Source organism: Mucilaginibacter sp. P5_A4 (assembly GCF_056400605.1).
On the sequence record NZ_JBFUKX010000040.1, the window covers coordinates 1 to 14,974 of the forward strand.

At 42.6% G+C, this 14,974-nt stretch carries 17 protein-coding genes; 7 read left to right on the forward strand and 10 right to left on the reverse strand.

What is annotated here, in order from left to right:
* Positions 1-382: 382 nt before the first annotated feature.
* The 3 genes from AC1DQW_RS20270 to AC1DQW_RS20280 form a co-directional block, all read right to left on the reverse strand.
* Positions 383-709 (reverse strand): HesB/IscA family protein, encoded by a 327-nt coding sequence (locus AC1DQW_RS20270; RefSeq protein ID WP_477403396.1) that lies wholly within the window; start codon positions 707-709, stop codon positions 383-385.
* 139 nt (positions 710-848) lie between these two features.
* Positions 849-1,262 (reverse strand): Fe-S cluster assembly scaffold IscU, encoded by a 414-nt coding sequence (gene iscU, locus AC1DQW_RS20275; RefSeq protein ID WP_090646927.1) that lies wholly within the window; start codon positions 1,260-1,262, stop codon positions 849-851.
* A 128-nt stretch (positions 1,263-1,390) separates the two neighbouring features.
* Positions 1,391-2,602: an IscS subfamily cysteine desulfurase gene (locus tag AC1DQW_RS20280; protein WP_477403399.1), complete on the reverse strand. Its 1,212-nt coding sequence runs from the start codon at positions 2,600-2,602 to the stop codon at positions 1,391-1,393.
* 107 nt (positions 2,603-2,709) lie between these two features.
* Between AC1DQW_RS20280 and mce the strand changes: the two genes are divergently transcribed.
* The 6 genes from mce (at position 2,710) to prmA (ending at position 7,533) form a co-directional block, all read left to right on the forward strand.
* Positions 2,710-3,108, forward strand: coding sequence for a methylmalonyl-CoA epimerase (gene mce, locus AC1DQW_RS20285; protein ID WP_477455735.1), 399 nt, complete (start codon positions 2,710-2,712; stop codon positions 3,106-3,108).
* Positions 3,109-3,415: 307 nt separating this feature from the next.
* On the forward strand, positions 3,416-3,664 hold the full coding sequence (locus tag AC1DQW_RS20290) for a type B 50S ribosomal protein L31 (RefSeq protein ID WP_477394939.1): 249 nt from the start codon (positions 3,416-3,418) through the stop codon (positions 3,662-3,664).
* A 66-nt stretch (positions 3,665-3,730) separates the two neighbouring features.
* A complete protein-coding gene (locus tag AC1DQW_RS20295; protein WP_477455736.1) occupies positions 3,731-4,915 on the forward strand; it encodes a GlmU family protein in 1,185 nt (394 codons plus the stop codon).
* Positions 4,916-5,064: 149 nt separating this feature from the next.
* Positions 5,065-5,829 carry a triose-phosphate isomerase gene (gene tpiA, locus AC1DQW_RS20300; RefSeq protein ID WP_477455737.1) on the forward strand — a complete coding sequence of 255 codons (765 nt, stop codon included), beginning with the start codon at positions 5,065-5,067 and terminating at the stop codon, positions 5,827-5,829.
* Positions 5,830-6,078: 249 nt separating this feature from the next.
* Positions 6,079-6,546 (forward strand): hypothetical protein, encoded by a 468-nt coding sequence (locus AC1DQW_RS20305; RefSeq protein WP_477418184.1) that lies wholly within the window; start codon positions 6,079-6,081, stop codon positions 6,544-6,546.
* A gap of 147 nt (positions 6,547-6,693) precedes the next feature.
* The gene (gene prmA, locus AC1DQW_RS20310) at positions 6,694-7,533 is read left to right on the forward strand and encodes a 50S ribosomal protein L11 methyltransferase (RefSeq protein ID WP_477455738.1); all 840 of its coding nucleotides are present in this window, start codon (positions 6,694-6,696) and stop codon (positions 7,531-7,533) included.
* 66 nt (positions 7,534-7,599) lie between these two features.
* Here the strand turns inward: prmA and AC1DQW_RS20315 are convergent, their stop codons facing one another.
* Together AC1DQW_RS20315 and AC1DQW_RS20320 are read right to left on the reverse strand one after the other, a co-directional pair.
* A complete protein-coding gene (locus tag AC1DQW_RS20315) occupies positions 7,600-8,244 on the reverse strand; it encodes an NAD(P)-dependent oxidoreductase (protein WP_477455740.1) in 645 nt (214 codons plus the stop codon).
* Positions 8,245-8,298: 54 nt separating this feature from the next.
* Positions 8,299-8,706: an Rrf2 family transcriptional regulator gene (locus AC1DQW_RS20320; RefSeq protein ID WP_477407822.1), complete on the reverse strand. Its 408-nt coding sequence runs from the start codon at positions 8,704-8,706 to the stop codon at positions 8,299-8,301.
* A 348-nt stretch (positions 8,707-9,054) separates the two neighbouring features.
* Between AC1DQW_RS20320 and AC1DQW_RS20325 the strand changes: the two genes are divergently transcribed.
* Positions 9,055-9,396, forward strand: coding sequence for a helix-turn-helix domain-containing protein (locus AC1DQW_RS20325; RefSeq protein WP_477418176.1), 342 nt, complete (start codon positions 9,055-9,057; stop codon positions 9,394-9,396).
* Positions 9,397-9,424: 28 nt separating this feature from the next.
* Here the strand turns inward: AC1DQW_RS20325 and AC1DQW_RS20330 are convergent, their stop codons facing one another.
* The 5 genes from AC1DQW_RS20330 to AC1DQW_RS20350 all read right to left on the reverse strand — a co-directional run bounded on the left by AC1DQW_RS20330 (position 9,425) and on the right by AC1DQW_RS20350 (position 14,860).
* Positions 9,425-10,543 carry a GNAT family N-acetyltransferase gene (locus AC1DQW_RS20330; protein ID WP_477455741.1) on the reverse strand — a complete coding sequence of 373 codons (1,119 nt, stop codon included), beginning with the start codon at positions 10,541-10,543 and terminating at the stop codon, positions 9,425-9,427.
* 76 nt (positions 10,544-10,619) lie between these two features.
* Entirely contained in the window at positions 10,620-10,817 is a 198-nt protein-coding gene (locus AC1DQW_RS20335; RefSeq protein WP_477418172.1) for a hypothetical protein, read from the reverse strand.
* A gap of 139 nt (positions 10,818-10,956) precedes the next feature.
* Positions 10,957-11,508 (reverse strand): SMC-Scp complex subunit ScpB, encoded by a 552-nt coding sequence (gene scpB, locus AC1DQW_RS20340; protein WP_477418170.1) that lies wholly within the window; start codon positions 11,506-11,508, stop codon positions 10,957-10,959.
* Between the two features lie 92 nt (positions 11,509-11,600).
* A complete protein-coding gene (gene mqnC, locus AC1DQW_RS20345; protein ID WP_477455742.1) occupies positions 11,601-12,725 on the reverse strand; it encodes a cyclic dehypoxanthinyl futalosine synthase in 1,125 nt (374 codons plus the stop codon).
* Positions 12,726-12,862: 137 nt separating this feature from the next.
* On the reverse strand, positions 12,863-14,860 hold the full coding sequence (locus tag AC1DQW_RS20350) for a M1 family metallopeptidase (protein WP_477455743.1): 1,998 nt from the start codon (positions 14,858-14,860) through the stop codon (positions 12,863-12,865).
* Between the last annotated feature and the right edge of the window lie 114 nt (positions 14,861-14,974).

Here is a 14,974-nt window from a genome sequence, read left to right on the forward strand (position 1 = left end):
AATCTGAGTTCTATTATCAGACTGCACCTGATGAGTTATATCCATCTGTTTAACTTTCTGAACGATCCCGAGAAGCTGTCCGTCGCAACTGCTCACGACCGGCAACTAAAATTGGGGGGCTTGGACATCGGGTTTAAAACATAAATCCTTGTTTTTATCTCCTAATCAATCCTTTTTTTAACAATGAAACTTTTTACCGGACAACAGTGAACGGAGTGAAGCATCTATTATTCGCAATGCCTCATCGCCCTGTACAGTCTGCCAATAGATCCTTCACTGCGTTCAGGATGACAGACCTTTTAAAGTGTCATGTCTCAAAAAAAACTCAAAACAAAAAGAGGCGCCAACCTGGCGCCTCTTTGAATATGATTCATAGTAAATTTTAGACAGAGAAACTTTCGCCGCAACCGCAGGTGCGGCTGGCGTTGGGGTTATGAAAATTGAAGCCTTTCCCGTTTAAACCGTCGGAGAAGTCAAGCTCGGTACCGGCAAGATACAGGAATGATTTCATATCCAAAGCAATACGGATCCCATGGTCTTCAAAAAACTGGTCGCCCTTTTTTTCTTCGTTATCAAAATCAAGATTATATGATAAACCAGAGCAACCACCCCCCTGTACAGACACCCGCAGAAAATAAGAAGCATCAAGCCCCGAATCCTGCATCAGGTGTTCTATTTTACTTTTCGCTTTATCAGTTATGGTTACCATTTTTTTAGATTTGAGATATGAGATTTTAGATTTGAGATCAATTGCCACAAACCCAACTCAATCTATTAAACAACACACCATTTAAAAATCTGCGCCAGATATGGGATCTCAAATCTCATATCTAACATCTCAAATCTTATTAATGATGTACTTTTTCGCTTGCAATTGCTTCCAGGCCGTTTTTTACGCGGAAATCGTTAATTGCAGCTTTAATTGCATCCTCTGCCAAAACCGAGCAGTGGATTTTTACCGGTGGAAGAGCCAGTTCTTCAACAATATCCATGTTGTCTATCTTCATAGCATCATCAATGCTTTTGCCTTTTAACCACTCTGTAGCTAAAGATGAAGAAGCGATTGCCGAACCACAACCGAAAGTTTTAAATTTCGCATCGGTAATAACGTTGTTATCGTCCACCTCAATCTGCAGGCGCATAACGTCGCCGCATTCCGGAGCACCAACCAGGCCTGTACCTACCTTGTGGCTGCTTTTATCCAAAGTGCCCACATTGCGGGGGTTGGTGTAGTGATCAATTACTTTATCAGAATATGCCATTTTTCTTAATTTTTTAATTTGAAAATTTGAGGATTTGAAAATGATTCAGATCCCTTATTTATTTAAGTACTGTTATTAATTGAACCTGGTAATTTTCAAATCTTCAAATTACCAAATCTTCAAATCAATTAATGTTCTGCCCACTCAATTGAGTTAAGGTCGATGCCTTCTTTAAACATTTCCCAAAGCGGTGAAAGTTCGCGCAGGTGAGTAACCGCTTTTTTGGTTACTTCAACAGCATAATCAACTTCCTCTTCGGTAGTAAAGCGGCCCAGGCCAAAACGGATTGATGAATGTGCCAGATCGTCTGATAAGCCCAGGCTTTTCAGTACATATGATGGCTCTAACGAAGCTGATGTACAGGCCGAGCCTGATGATACAGCAAGGTCCTTCATCGCCATCATTAAGCCTTCGCCTTCAACATATTTGAACGAGATATTGGCTACATGTGGCAGGCGGTGTTCAACGTTTCCGTTTACATAGCTTTCTTCCAGTACGGTTAATGCCGATTCCAGTTTATCACGTAAAGCCGACAAGCGTTTTGCTTCGCTTTCCATTTCTAAACCGCAAAGCTCACAGGCTTTACCCAAACCAACAATACCCGGTACGTTTAATGTGCCCGAACGCATACCACGCTCATGGCCGCCGCCATCCATTTGTGCTGTTACTTTAACCCTTGGTCCTTTACGGCGAACGTATAATGCGCCAACGCCTTTAGGGCCGTATATTTTATGTGCCGATAATGCCAAAAGGTCAATACCATCAGCATTAACGTCAACAGGTATTTTACCAACCGCCTGTACAGCATCTGTCATAAACAGCGCGCCATATTTGTGGGCGATAGCAGATATTTCTTTTATAGGCTGAATAACACCAATTTCGTTGTTGCCATACATTACCGATACCAGGATGGTTTCGGGGGTCATGGCTGCTTCTAAAACAGCAAGGTCAACCAGTCCGTCTTCTTTAACCGGAAGGTAAGTAACCTTAGCGCCTAATTTTTCAACGTGTTTGCAGGCATCAAGTATTGCTTTATGCTCGGTAACGGTAGTTATAATGTGGTTGCCTTTGTCTTTATACATTTCAAAAACACCCTTGATAGCAAGGTTATCTGATTCTGTAGCGCCCGAAGTAAAAATTATTTCTTTCTCATTGGCGCCAATCAATTTGGCCACCTGCTCGCGTGCATAATCAACACCTTCTTCGGCTACCCAGCCAAAAGGATGGTTACGGCTGGCTGCATTACCAAATTTTGTGGTAAAATAAGGTAACATTGCCTCCAAAACCCGCGGATCCATTGGCGTTGTAGCGTTATTATCTAAATAAATTGGGATATTCATGTTCTATGATATATTAACAATGACAAAGATAAGCAAGTTTTAATTGAATTTCAGCTAAAAACATTCGCAAATTATCAAAGCTGACTATTAATTTACAATATTTGGACATGAATAAAGTAGAGCACATAGGTATAGCGGTTAACAATGTTAACCTTGCGGGCAGCATCTACGAAAAGCTGCTGAATACATCGGTTTATAAAACCGAAACGGTTGAAACCGAAGGTGTACTCACCGCTTTTTTACAAACCGGCCCCAATAAAATTGAGTTGCTGCAAGCTTTAAATGACGATAGCCCGATAGCCAGGTTTATTGGCAAAAAAGGGGAGGGGATTCATCATATTGCATTTGAGGTAGATGATATAATTGCCGAAATGCAACGGTTAAAAAGTGAAGGGTTTGTATTGCTGAATGAGGAACCTAAACGGGGTGCGGATAACAAGTTAGTTTGTTTTGTGCATCCCAAAAGTGCGAATGGGGTGTTGATAGAGCTTTGTCAGAGTGTTTAGGTTCGGGGTTCGGGTTGCGAGGGTCGGGTGCGCGTTGCGGGGTTCGGGTTGCGAGGATCGGGTTGCGGGGATCGAGGTGCGAGTCATTGGGTGCAAGATCTGGATACGCAACATAAGGTGAACTTCCAATCTATTCAACCAGCTTCATTCTTTACTTCAATGCACGTCCTCCAAACCCGCAACCCGCACCACGATCCCCGCACCAAACCCCATCCTGCAAATCTTTTTACTTTTGCCTTTTGACTTTTGAATTATTTTATTACATTTGCGCCTCTTTTAAAGACTACAGAAGATAAGTTTATATATAATGAAAAAAGATCTGCATCCATCAAACTATAGATTAGTTGTGTTTAAAGATATGTCAAACGACTATGCTTTCATGACTAAATCATGCATCGATACACGTGAATCCATTAAATGGGAAGACGGTAACGAGTATCCACTGATCAAATTAGAAATTTCGCACACTTCGCACCCTTTCTATACCGGTAAAATGAAACTGGTTGATACTGCAGGTCGTATCGATAAATTCCGTACACGTTACAACAAGAAGTAATTTCCTGTTTAATTAAATATTTACAAGTCTCGGCTTTGCAGCCGGGACTTTTTTTATTTTTGTTCCATGGGAATTATCCTTTTTGACGATAACGCACACCAAACACTGCTACCGCTTACCTATACCCGGCCCGTGGCCGATATGCGCATAGGTATCCTTACCATTGCAGAAAAGTGGGCCAGGCATTTAAATGCCAATACTTCTTTTTATACGCTCGATTATTTACAGGCCAAATTCCCTGCAAAAATTGAGGCCGATAATTTATTTATTAATGGTGCGGTTTGCCCCGACGAGAACCTGCTGGGTGCTATAGAAAAGCTGCAAACCGGCGAAGCGCTAAAGTATAACGATCAGTTGCTGGCTGTAAAACTTAACCAGGCCGATGCCGAAAGTTTTGATGCTGCTGCAAAGTTTGATAAGGTTACCGCTTACACCAACCTGTTTGTATTTATCCGCTATCCCGAAGATATTTTCAGGAAGAATGATATTGAGCTCAGGAAAGATTTTCAATTGCTTACCAAAGGCCGTACAAGTGCTGCAATAGGTTCAACCAATATCATTATTGGTGATGATTTTTTTGCCGAAGAGGGCGCGGTTGCCGATTGTTCTACATTCAACACCACCAACGGGCCAATATACTTATCAGCCAATACCGAAATTTGGGAAGGTACCCATATCCGCGGTCCTTTTGCGCTTTGCGAGCATTCGCAGGTGAAAATGGGCGCGAAGATTTACGGTGCAACTACTGTAGGCCCGTACTCACGGGTAGGCGGCGAGTTGAACAATGCCGTGATCTGGGGGTATTCGTCAAAAGGGCATGAGGGTTATTTAGGTAACTCGGTATTAGGCGAATGGTGTAATATTGGTGCCGATACCAACAACTCCAACCTTAAAAATAATTATGCCGAAGTGCGCCTTTGGGATTACGATACGCAGCGTTTTCGCAAAACCGGCCTGCAATTTTGCGGACTCATTATGGCCGACCATGCCAAATGCGCCATCAATACCATGTTTAATACCGGTACGGTGGTAGGGGTTAGTGCCAATGTGTTTGGCGCCGGCTTCCCGCGTAATTTTATAGCCGATTTTTCATGGGGAGGAGCACAGGGTTTTGAGGTTTACTCGATCAGTAAAATGTTTGAGACCGCGCGCAAAGTATTTGACCGCCGCGACCACCGTGAATTTGGCGTAGTGGAACAGGAGATATTGCAAAAGGTATTTGAATTAACAGAAGAGTATAGGCGTTTTTAGTGAGTAGTATTGGTTGATTAGGTGAACGGTTTAAACGGGCGGTGCAATCTGCCTACAACCACTTACCTAATCAACTTAATCAACTACTCACCAAGCCAATATTCAACCCAATCAACCACTCACATATAATCAACTAAAATAATAAAATCATGAGAAAAAAAATTGTTGCCGGAAACTGGAAAATGAATCTTGACTATAATGAAGGTTTAGGCGTATTTACCGAAATCATCAACATGGTTAAAGACGAAGTTACCGGCACTCAGGAAGCGGTTATCTGCAGCCCTTTTATCCATATCAACAGCCTGGTACAATTAGCAAAAGGTTACAATAAAGTATCGGTAGGTGCGCAAAACGCCCACCAGGCCGAAAGTGGTGCTTATACCGGCGAAATCTCCGCCAAAATGATCAAATCTATCGGCGCAGCCTATGTTATTCTTGGTCACTCAGAGCGCCGCCAGTATTTTGGCGAAAGCAATGAGCTGCTGGCTAAAAAAACTGATACAGTATTGAAACATGATCTTCGTCCTATTTTTTGCATCGGCGAAACTTTGCAGGAGCGCGAAGCAAACCAGCATTTTGATGTGATTAAATCGCAGCTTGCTGAAGGCGTGTTCCATTTAGAAGCTGCTGATTTTTCAAAATTGGTTTTGGCTTATGAACCGGTTTGGGCTATTGGTACAGGCGTAACTGCTTCATCGGCACAGGCGCAGGAAATACATGAATTTATCCGTAAAGAAATTGCTGCAAAATACGGCCAGGATGTTGCTGATAGCACTACTATTTTATACGGAGGCAGCTGTAACCCCAAAAATGCCGCCGAACTATTTGCCCAGCCCGATATTGATGGCGGCCTTATAGGTGGTGCATCCCTGAAATCACGCGATTTTGTGGATATCATCAAGGCGTTTAATTAGATATTAGATGTGAGATGAGCTGCGCTTGTCTGATTACTTAGATCAAACAGAGATAGGCACAAACGTTAGATGAGGGGGATTTGAGATTAATCTCACATCTCACATCTCACATCTCATATCTGATTTGAGATATAAGATGAGTTGCGCTTGTCGGTTTTTTTAGATCAAACAGAAATAGGCAACAGATGTTAGATAGGTGGGATTTGAGGCTAATCTCAAATCTCACATCTAATAGCTCGCATCTAAAATATGAAAGTTTTTCTCCCGCCTTTAATTGCTTTTATGGGCTTTGCTGCTTTTGTAATAGTTAGCGCGCTAGGTCGTACTATGCAGTTAAGCGATATGGGAGAGGGCAATGTGCATGCTTTTATGGCCTGTTTTTATTATTGCTGGCCATTGTATTTTATTGTTGCCATATTAACGCAATGGATAATTATTGTTCCGGTTTGGGAGGCTTTTGTGCTACGGTCTGCAACAGCGGCGCTGGTCACTTTTATTATGGTTGCTATCGTTTGTGCAGGTGCAGCGGGAGGGGTGGCTTATGCTATCTGGGATGAGCAATCGGGGTACGGTAATCTAACCGGGCTTACTACAATTATGCTACTCATTCAGCTGGCTTATTGGGCCGTTAATTTTTTTATTATGTTTTTAGTTACCGGGAAGACGGTTACATTGAAAAAGAAGGTTGTTGAAGAAGCGGCTGTGCAGGAAGAATAAAAACAGGAAAAACCGGCGAAAGTAATCACGGCTCTACAAAGCGAATCTGCATAGTTCGCGATTGCTTCGTACCTTATAATGACATGGTTTTTAAAGCCCTCCCCGGAGGAGAGGAGCGGCAATAACGTGTTGTAAAAACATTATCTTATGAATTACTACGAACTATTTTTTACCATCATAACTACCGAAGATTACCAGCAGGACCTGCTGATCAACGCTTTGGGCGAAATTGGTTTTGATACTTTTGAAGAGCTGGATTTTGGGTTTAAAGCCTATATACCGGAGGATGATTTTGATGAGGCAACGGTGATAGAGCAATTGTTACCGTACCGTGAATTGTTTACCTTTAGTTATGAGGTAACCCTTATTCCGCAAAAAAACTGGAATGAGGTATGGGAACGTAATTTTGAACCGATTGCGATTAGTGATAAGATTTATGTAAGGGCAACCTTTCATCCCGCCCGGCCCGAATTTCCGTATGAGATTGTGATCGACCCCAAAATGGCTTTCGGTACCGGTCACCATCAAACTACATCGATGATGCTGGAGTTGATGCTGGAGAACGATTACAACGGAAAAAACGTGCTTGATATGGGTTGCGGTACAGGCATACTGGCTATCATGGCATCTAAACTTGGCGCCGCACAGGTTACTGCTATTGATTACGACCTGGTATGCTATGAGAGTACCATCGAAAACTCCACGCTAAATAATATTGACAATATCATACCGCTTTGCGGCTCAAAAGAAGCGATCCCCGATGAGGAGCAATATGATATCATATTGGCCAATATCAACCGCAATATCCTCATAGACCAGATGGAGCGTTATGCCGAGGCGCTGAAACCCGATGGCGAGATCTATTTCAGCGGATTTTATGAAACTCCCGATCTGGATATCATTACCGATGAAGCCCGCAAATACGGCCTGAAATACATCACCCATAAAAAAGATAAGGAATGGGTGGCGGCTAAATTTATAAAGTAATATTGCATGAACCGGAATTTGGAAAATTCTGCGAATTCGACAAATTCCGGTTCAGACAAAATCTTCTTAATACCCCACCGTAAATCTTCTTTTCACAAACTGGTTATTCTCCAATTCATTTAAAATAGCCACAGCCAGGTCTTCCACAGTAATTTCGTGTTGGCCTTTTTCGTTAAATACGGGCTCATCGGTGCCTAAACGGAATTTGCCGGTACGCTCGCCAGGGTGCAGGTGTATAGCGGGGCTTAAAAATGTCCAGTCGAGCTCATCTTCCTTTTTAAGGGTATTAAGATAATCACGGGCCGCTGTAGCACCGGCTTTCCACTCGGCAGGGAATTGTGGCGTATCTACCAATTGCAAGCCCGGAGCAGCGTATAAACTACCCGCACCGCCAACAACCAATAAGCGTTTAACGCCGGCTTGTTTTACAGCCTGCTGAATAGCTTCTGAACCTTTTATAAAATCATCGTAAAGGTTAGGGTTAGCCCAGCCGGCATTATATGCGCTTACCACAGCATCATGACCTTCAAGCACCACAGCAAGGGAGGCGGTATCAAATACATCGGCAGCTTTAGGTGTAACTTTATCACTTGCTGCATCTACTTTTTGCGGGTCGCGTGCTATAGCGGTTACATCATAACCACGTTGCAATGCTTCGTTTAATACCGCTTTGCCTACAAAGCCGGTGGCGCCTATCAGTGCTAATTTCATAATTGTTGTTTTTATATTGTAATTAAATTTGTTACAGTTTTGTTTAAATTTTTTTTATTCGAACCGGTCGCTAAAATCGGCCAGGGTAATGGTCTTTAATTTATCAAATATAATGGTATCAACTTCCCCGGCTAATGCATCCAAATGCTGATTAATCTGTTTGCCTACCGGGCAATCGGGGTTAGGCTTGTTTTTTGCCTGGCCCAAAGCAGGTTGAACTTTTACAGCCTGGTATACATCGCTCAAAAGTATTTTTTGAGAAGGTAATCTCAACGTATAACCACCTGTTTTGCCTTCTTTACTATCAATAAGCCCGTATTTACGCAGGTTGCTGATTTCTTTACGCACAAGTGCCGGGTTAATGTTGATGCTGCCGGCAATATAATCGGACGATAACAGTTCATCCGGCTGCTTGCTAAGCAGGGTGAGGATGTGTACCGCTATTTGAAATTGTCCGTTCATTCTGTAATTTTTAATATTACAGTACAAAGGTAAACTTGTTTATGGTATGTGCAAGATTTTTTTAACTGTTGTTTTTTTAATTACAGTTAAATGATGATTTGCGAGGTGGAAACAGTTACCCAACATCGTGGTGACTAACAAAGAACGCGAATTAATTAAGAGTTAAAATGCTCAAGAAGTTGTCATTGGTGCTCATTTTTTCGCCTAAAACCCAGCTAATTTCCAATTGTTTTATTTATGTGCACTTTAAAAAAAATATTATGCAAATTAGTTGATAATTAGCGTGATAATAAATATTATTGTAAAATAATTAACTTTTGCGAAACCTTTATTATTTATTTCAATTACATGAAGACACTTGGAAAAAAAATCAGACTGCTACGTCATCAAAAAGGGTGGAGCCAGGAAGATGTTGCAAAGCGGTTGGATATTTCCATTCCTGCATTCTCAAAGATTGAGACGGGGATTACTGATATTAACTTATCAAGGCTTGAGCAAATTGCAACTTTGTTTGAAATGACAGTAGTTCAGTTACTTACATTTAATGATGCCGAACAGGATCAGAAATTTGTTAACGAACTGGAAACTGTTAACAAACGGTTAATGGATCGTGAAACTGAGGTTATCGATCTGCAGAAAAAAGTGATTGAGTTGTTTGAAGAGCTTAGACACTCAAAGGCTATTGCATGAATTTAAGCCCGGCTGCAACCGGGCTTGGTTAAAATGTGCAACGCATTGTTAAGTGTTTTTTGCCAAATGTAGCACCCACAGCCGCGTGAATAGCAATCATTTTCTCATTAAAATCTCCCACCCACGATAGTTCCAACTCATCGTATTGCTTTAAAGGTAAAACATATTCTTTTAGTTTAATAAAGATGGCCGACTCGAGCCCGTGTTTTTGATATTTTTGCTTGGTTCCCATCACTATTGCCCTCATCCGGGATACGCCCTTCCAGCGGTAATATAAAAATTTAAGCTTACCTATCAGGTTGAGTTTGCCGTTTAAGGGTTTAAGTATTTGGTTGGCATCGGGCAAAATGATGGTGAATGCTGCAGGTTCATTATCGATGTAAGCAAACCATATCAGCTTTTCGTCCATCAATGGCTTCATTTTCTCAAAGCTTTCGGCAATGGTGGCATGGGTAATCGGTACAAAATTCTCAAAATCGCGCCAGGCATCATTGTAAATCTCGATAAAGTCAGCAGCGAATTTTTCCATTTTCTTCACCTCAAAATGCCTGAAATCATAACCAGGCTTCTTTATAACCCAGTTGGCAATTTTGGTGAACCGCTCCGAAAATGGTTTGTGCACATCCAGGTGATTGGTGATCTGCTCATACAGGGTTTTAAAACCGTATTTCTCAAAAAAGCCTCTATAATACGCAAAGTTGTAGTTCATGCCATAGGAGGGATGCGTAAAGCCCTCAACCAGCAATCCCCAAAAATTATCGTTCTCGCCAAAATTTATAGGCCCGTCCATGGCTTGCATGCCATTAGCCATCAACCAGTTTTTAGCAGTATCAAATAGCAGGAAAGCCGCTTCTTTATTATCTATACATTCAAAAAAACCCATACCGCCGGTTGGCTGCTGGTAATGGTAAGCTTTTTTGTTGTTTATAAACGCCGCTACCCGGCCAATTGGCTTATTATTATCGCCTGTAAGTATCCACCGGGTACATTTGCCATCCTGGTGAAAGCTGTTTTTAGCCGGATCAAATACCGCCTCCACATCATTATCAAGCGGGCAAACCCAGTTTTTGTCATCTTTATAAAGAATACGCGGTACGTTTAAAAATGCTTTTTTTGATGCCTTATCTTTTACTTCTGTTATGATCATAGGAGGGCTAAATATAAAAAAAAGCATTCAGGGCATGTGCTGAATGCTTTACAAATAGAATATGTTTCTTTAAGGATTAATAATCGTCGTCATCTTCTTCGTCAAAAGAATCAAATCCTCTGCCCAGATCATCGTCTAACGGGCCATCAAAATCATCATCGTCGTCATCAACCTTTTTCTTTGTTTTTGAGTCGAGAATCAGATCATCATCGTCTTCATTGTCATCTTCGGAATTGTCGATCTTCTTAGTAATCGGTTTTTTTGGCGCTCCCATTGTAACGGATTTTATTTGTAAAACTTTGTCAATAATACTTTAAATCGGATAAAAAGCAAGAATTTTTTTGAGACTTTTATTTCCTTATCCAATAGTAAAAATAATCAATTTCATTTTTATTAAAAAGATGAAATTAAAATTATTCTGTTTGTTCGCCTATAGCGATTGAATTACTGGTAAAATCTTTAATCTGAGGCAATTCCTGTATGCTGTTGATGCCGAAATAATCCATAAATAAGCCACTGGTGCCATAAAGTATTGGTTTTCCTAAGGCTTCCGACTTCCCAATTATAGCTATTAGCTCTTTTTCCAGCAGTTTTTGGATCGAATAATCGCAGTTTACACCGCGAATCTGCTCTACATCAGTTTTGGTAACCGGCTGCTTGTAGGCGATGATGGCCAGGGTTTCCAGCGCGGCCTGGCTTAATCTTTTTTTTGATCGCTGTAACTGCAACAGGTTAATAACAGGATGGTATTGCTTTTTGGTAAAAAACTGGTATCCATTACCCACTTTTACCAGTTCGATGGCCAGTTTATCATCACTATATTTTAGTTCGATGGCTTTGAGGCTTTCATTTACCTCATCTGTATTAAAATCGCGTTCAAAAGCAGCCTGCAAACAATACATGATCTCCTCCATACGGATACCTTGTTCTGACGCGAAAATGAGTGCTTCTATGTAATGTTCCATTTTTGTGAATGGTGGGTGGTGAGTGGTGAGTAGTGAGTGGTTTGTTAAGCTAATAAGCAAAAACTCACCATTCACCGCTCACTACTCACCGATCAATAGTTAATAACCTGTTCTTCAATTTCAACAGGCACATCGCGCCAATCGTATTTTTGGGTGCGCAGCTGTGGTTCAAAACCGGCTTCGAGGATAGATTCCTGAATGCCTTTTGCAGTGAACCTGTGCGGAGCCCCTGCAGCCGAAACCACATTCTCTTCGATCATGATCGACCCAAAATCGTTAGCGCCGGCATGCAGGCACAACTGCGCTACCTGTTTGCCTACAGTAAGCCATGAGGCTTGTATGTTTTTGATATTAGGGAGCATAATGCGGCTAAGCGCTATCATGCGGATGTATTCATCGCCAGTTACATTATTGGTGATACCGCGTACCTTACGCAGCAGGGTACCATCATCCTGGAAAGGCCATGGTATAAAGGCCACAAAACCATAATGTCCTTCAGGCTTTTCTGCCTGTACCTCGCGAATCCAAACCAGGTGCTCAAAACGTTCTTCGATGGTTTCAATATGGCCAAACATCATGGTGGCAGATGTAGGCAAATTCAATTGATGGGCCGCACGCATTACATCCAGCCACTCCTTGCCGCCGCATTTGCCTTTTGATATCAGGCGGCGTACGCGATCGTTCAGGATCTCGGCGCCTGCACCGGGCAGTGAATCCAAGCCGGATTCCTTCATGGCCCGCAGCACATCAATATGGCTCATGCCTTCCAGCTTGGCTACGTGCGCAATTTCTGGCGGGCCTAAAGAGTGTAGTTTTAATTTAGGGTATAGCTGTTTCAGTTCGCTGAACAGGTCGGTATAAAACTTCAGCCCTAAGTCGGGGTGATGACCGCCCTGCAACAGCAGCTGATCGCCGCCGTAACGGAAAGTTTCCTCTATCTTTTTCTTATAAGTCTCAATATCTGTAATGTAACTATCCTCGTGGCCAGGCCTGCGGAAAAAGTTACAGAACTTACAATTGGCAATACAAACGTTGGTGGTGTTAACGTTACGGTCTATCTGCCAGGTAACCTTACCATGCGGAACCTGCTTTTTACGCAGTTCGTTGGCGGTGTACATGAGGTCGGCAGTGGATGCGTTGTTATACAGGTAAACGCCTTCATCCTGGGTTAAAAAATCAAACCGCAAAGCGCGTTGCAACAGATCGGCTGTGTTCATGTTAACAAAGATAAAGCTTTAGGTTATTAAAAGATTAATGTAAGGGCTAAGATTGACAAATTAATGAGAAGCCCCCCAGTCCCCTGAAGGGGGAGCAATAATAAACGAGGTTAATTACAAAATAAGAAACTCCCCCTTTAGGGGGTTGGGGGGCTCACCTTCACACTATTATTCCCCCTGTTCAAATCAGGCAATGCATTATCCGGATCGATGGTTATGCTTTCGGCATCCTGTGTAGCTGGTAAGGTAACGGTTACCACTTTACGCTGCATCCAGGTTTCAACCGGCAGATAGCTGCGCTTTTTGCTGCCGTCTTTATATTTTATCTCTACGGTAAATGGCATAGGTAGTTGTTCCTTGTTCACAACGGTTATTTTTACCCCTTTAGTGGCATCACTAACTACATTTTTGGCATCTATAATAGCAATATCGCTAACCCAGTTGTTATAAAACCAGCCTTTCCAAAACCAGGATAGATCTTCGCCAGCCCCGTTTTCCATCGACCTGAAAAAATCATCCGGCTGCGGATGTTTGTAGGCCCATTTGCTGATGTAGTTGCGGAAGGCATAGTCAAACCTGTCCCTGCCCAATATCTGCTCGCGCAATAAAACCAACCCGAATGCTGGTTTAAAATACACTAATGGATGGCGATATTTCTCGGGTGTGGCATCGGCAGCTGTCATAATTGGCGGCGAGCCGACATCTGTTAAAATCGGAATGATCTCATCGGCAGGGTTGCCGCCGCCGGGCGCATACTCGCCATCACGTTTGGGGGCGTACTCGCCTTTATTAAAGGCATCAGATGCGTAAATATCTATAAACGTGTTAAACCCTTCATCCATCCAGCCAAAGCGGCGCTCATCTGATCCTACGATCATCGGGAACCAATTGTGACCAATTTCATGAGCGGTAACCCAATAAAGTTCTTTGCCTTTATCGGTAATGCCGTCAAATACAATGCCTGGGTATTCCATACCTCCGGCAATACCGGCTTCGTTAATGGCAACGGGATAGGGGTAAACAAACCATTTTTCTGAAAAATACTCAATCGACTTTTTCAAATATTCGGTAGCCCGGTTCCATGCATCGGCGCCAACGCTTTCGGCGGGGTATACCGACATGGCCAGTGATTTTTTACCGCCGGGTAAATTTACCCTTGCGGCATCCCATATATAAGCTTTTGATGCACCAAAGGCAACATCGCGGGTGTTGAGCATTTTATAATGCCAGGTAAGCGTGCCTTTATTTACCGGGCGGCTTGACGGATCGGTCACCTCGGCCAGGTTGCGGATCATGATGGTTTTGTCGCTGTTACGGGCTTCATCGAGACGTGCAATTTGCTTAGCTGTAAGCACTTCCTTAGGATTTACCAATTCACCCGATCCGGCTACTATCATATCCCAGGGAACGGTAACCTGGTAATCAAAGTCGCCATAATCCAGGTAAAACTCGCCAGCTCCTAAAAACGGCAGGGTATCCCAGCCCCGGCTATCGTCATAAACACACATGCGCGGAAACCATTGGGCTATTTCATAGATCTTGCCGTTTTTGGTATCTACGTAATCGGTACGGTTGCCAAAATCGCCGGGAATGGTATAATGGTATTTGATCCTTAAGCGCAAGGCTCCTTTGCCCAAAGCATGGGGCAGGCGTACCTGCATCCGGGTATCGGTAATAACGAAGGGTATTTGTTTAACAATGTCGCCCTGGCCTAATGCCACCGATTCTATGGTATAACCGTTGGTATGTTGGTTTGGGCCCGGCACCCGGCCGGTAAAAAAATTGGAGCGGGCTTCTTTTTTATAGGTGTTTTGATCCAATTGCAGCCACAGGTATTGTAATTCATCGGGACTGTTGTTGATATAATCTATCGATACCATACCATCAATGGTTTTGGTTACGGTATCCAGCGTTACTTTAATGTTATAATTAGCCCTGTTCTGCCAGTATTTTGGCCCCGGATCGCCATTGGCCGAGTGAAATTCATTACCCTTTTCGCTATAAAACTGTGGCGAAAATGCTGTTGCCGGATTATAGTTTGAGGTAGTATCGCCGGGGTTTATCTTTCTTTTTTGAGCCAGGGCATTAACAGCCAAAAGTGCAAGTAAAACTAAGCCTGTAAATTTAATTTTCATGAGGATGCTTTAATGGAAGCAATATACAAAGGATGCCCGGAAATTTTATTTTGCTTTAGAAATGATACGAAAAATTAAAAAGATTTATGGAAAGCCTGATCCGACTGCATCATA

Excerpts from the sequence above, each read along its gene's own strand:
- AC1DQW_RS20270 (WP_477403396.1), bottom strand. The coding sequence starts at position 709 with ATGGTAACCATAACTGATAAAGCGAAAAGTAAAATAGAACACCTGATG.
- AC1DQW_RS20305 (WP_477418184.1), top strand. The coding sequence starts at position 6,079 with ATGAAAGTTTTTCTCCCGCCTTTAATTGCTTTTATGGGCTTTGCTGCT.
- iscU (WP_090646927.1), bottom strand. The coding sequence starts at position 1,262 with ATGGCATATTCTGATAAAGTAATTGATCACTACACCAACCCCCGCAAT.
- AC1DQW_RS20290 (WP_477394939.1), top strand. The coding sequence starts at position 3,416 with ATGAAAAAAGATCTGCATCCATCAAACTATAGATTAGTTGTGTTTAAA.
- AC1DQW_RS20320 (WP_477407822.1), bottom strand. The coding sequence starts at position 8,706 with ATGAACGGACAATTTCAAATAGCGGTACACATCCTCACCCTGCTTAGC.
- prmA (WP_477455738.1), top strand. The coding sequence starts at position 6,694 with ATGAATTACTACGAACTATTTTTTACCATCATAACTACCGAAGATTAC.
- AC1DQW_RS20330 (WP_477455741.1), bottom strand. The coding sequence starts at position 10,543 with ATGATCATAACAGAAGTAAAAGATAAGGCATCAAAAAAAGCATTTTTA.
- AC1DQW_RS20315 (WP_477455740.1), bottom strand. The coding sequence starts at position 8,244 with ATGAAATTAGCACTGATAGGCGCCACCGGCTTTGTAGGCAAAGCGGTA.
- tpiA (WP_477455737.1), top strand. The coding sequence starts at position 5,065 with ATGAGAAAAAAAATTGTTGCCGGAAACTGGAAAATGAATCTTGACTAT.
- AC1DQW_RS20295 (WP_477455736.1), top strand. The coding sequence starts at position 3,731 with ATGGGAATTATCCTTTTTGACGATAACGCACACCAAACACTGCTACCG.
- AC1DQW_RS20350 (WP_477455743.1), bottom strand. The coding sequence starts at position 14,860 with ATGAAAATTAAATTTACAGGCTTAGTTTTACTTGCACTTTTGGCTGTT.
- AC1DQW_RS20325 (WP_477418176.1), top strand. The coding sequence starts at position 9,055 with ATGAAGACACTTGGAAAAAAAATCAGACTGCTACGTCATCAAAAAGGG.
- scpB (WP_477418170.1), bottom strand. The coding sequence starts at position 11,508 with ATGGAACATTACATAGAAGCACTCATTTTCGCGTCAGAACAAGGTATC.
- mqnC (WP_477455742.1), bottom strand. The coding sequence starts at position 12,725 with ATGAACACAGCCGATCTGTTGCAACGCGCTTTGCGGTTTGATTTTTTA.
- AC1DQW_RS20335 (WP_477418172.1), bottom strand. The coding sequence starts at position 10,817 with ATGGGAGCGCCAAAAAAACCGATTACTAAGAAGATCGACAATTCCGAA.
- AC1DQW_RS20280 (WP_477403399.1), bottom strand. The coding sequence starts at position 2,602 with ATGAATATCCCAATTTATTTAGATAATAACGCTACAACGCCAATGGAT.
- mce (WP_477455735.1), top strand. The coding sequence starts at position 2,710 with ATGAATAAAGTAGAGCACATAGGTATAGCGGTTAACAATGTTAACCTT.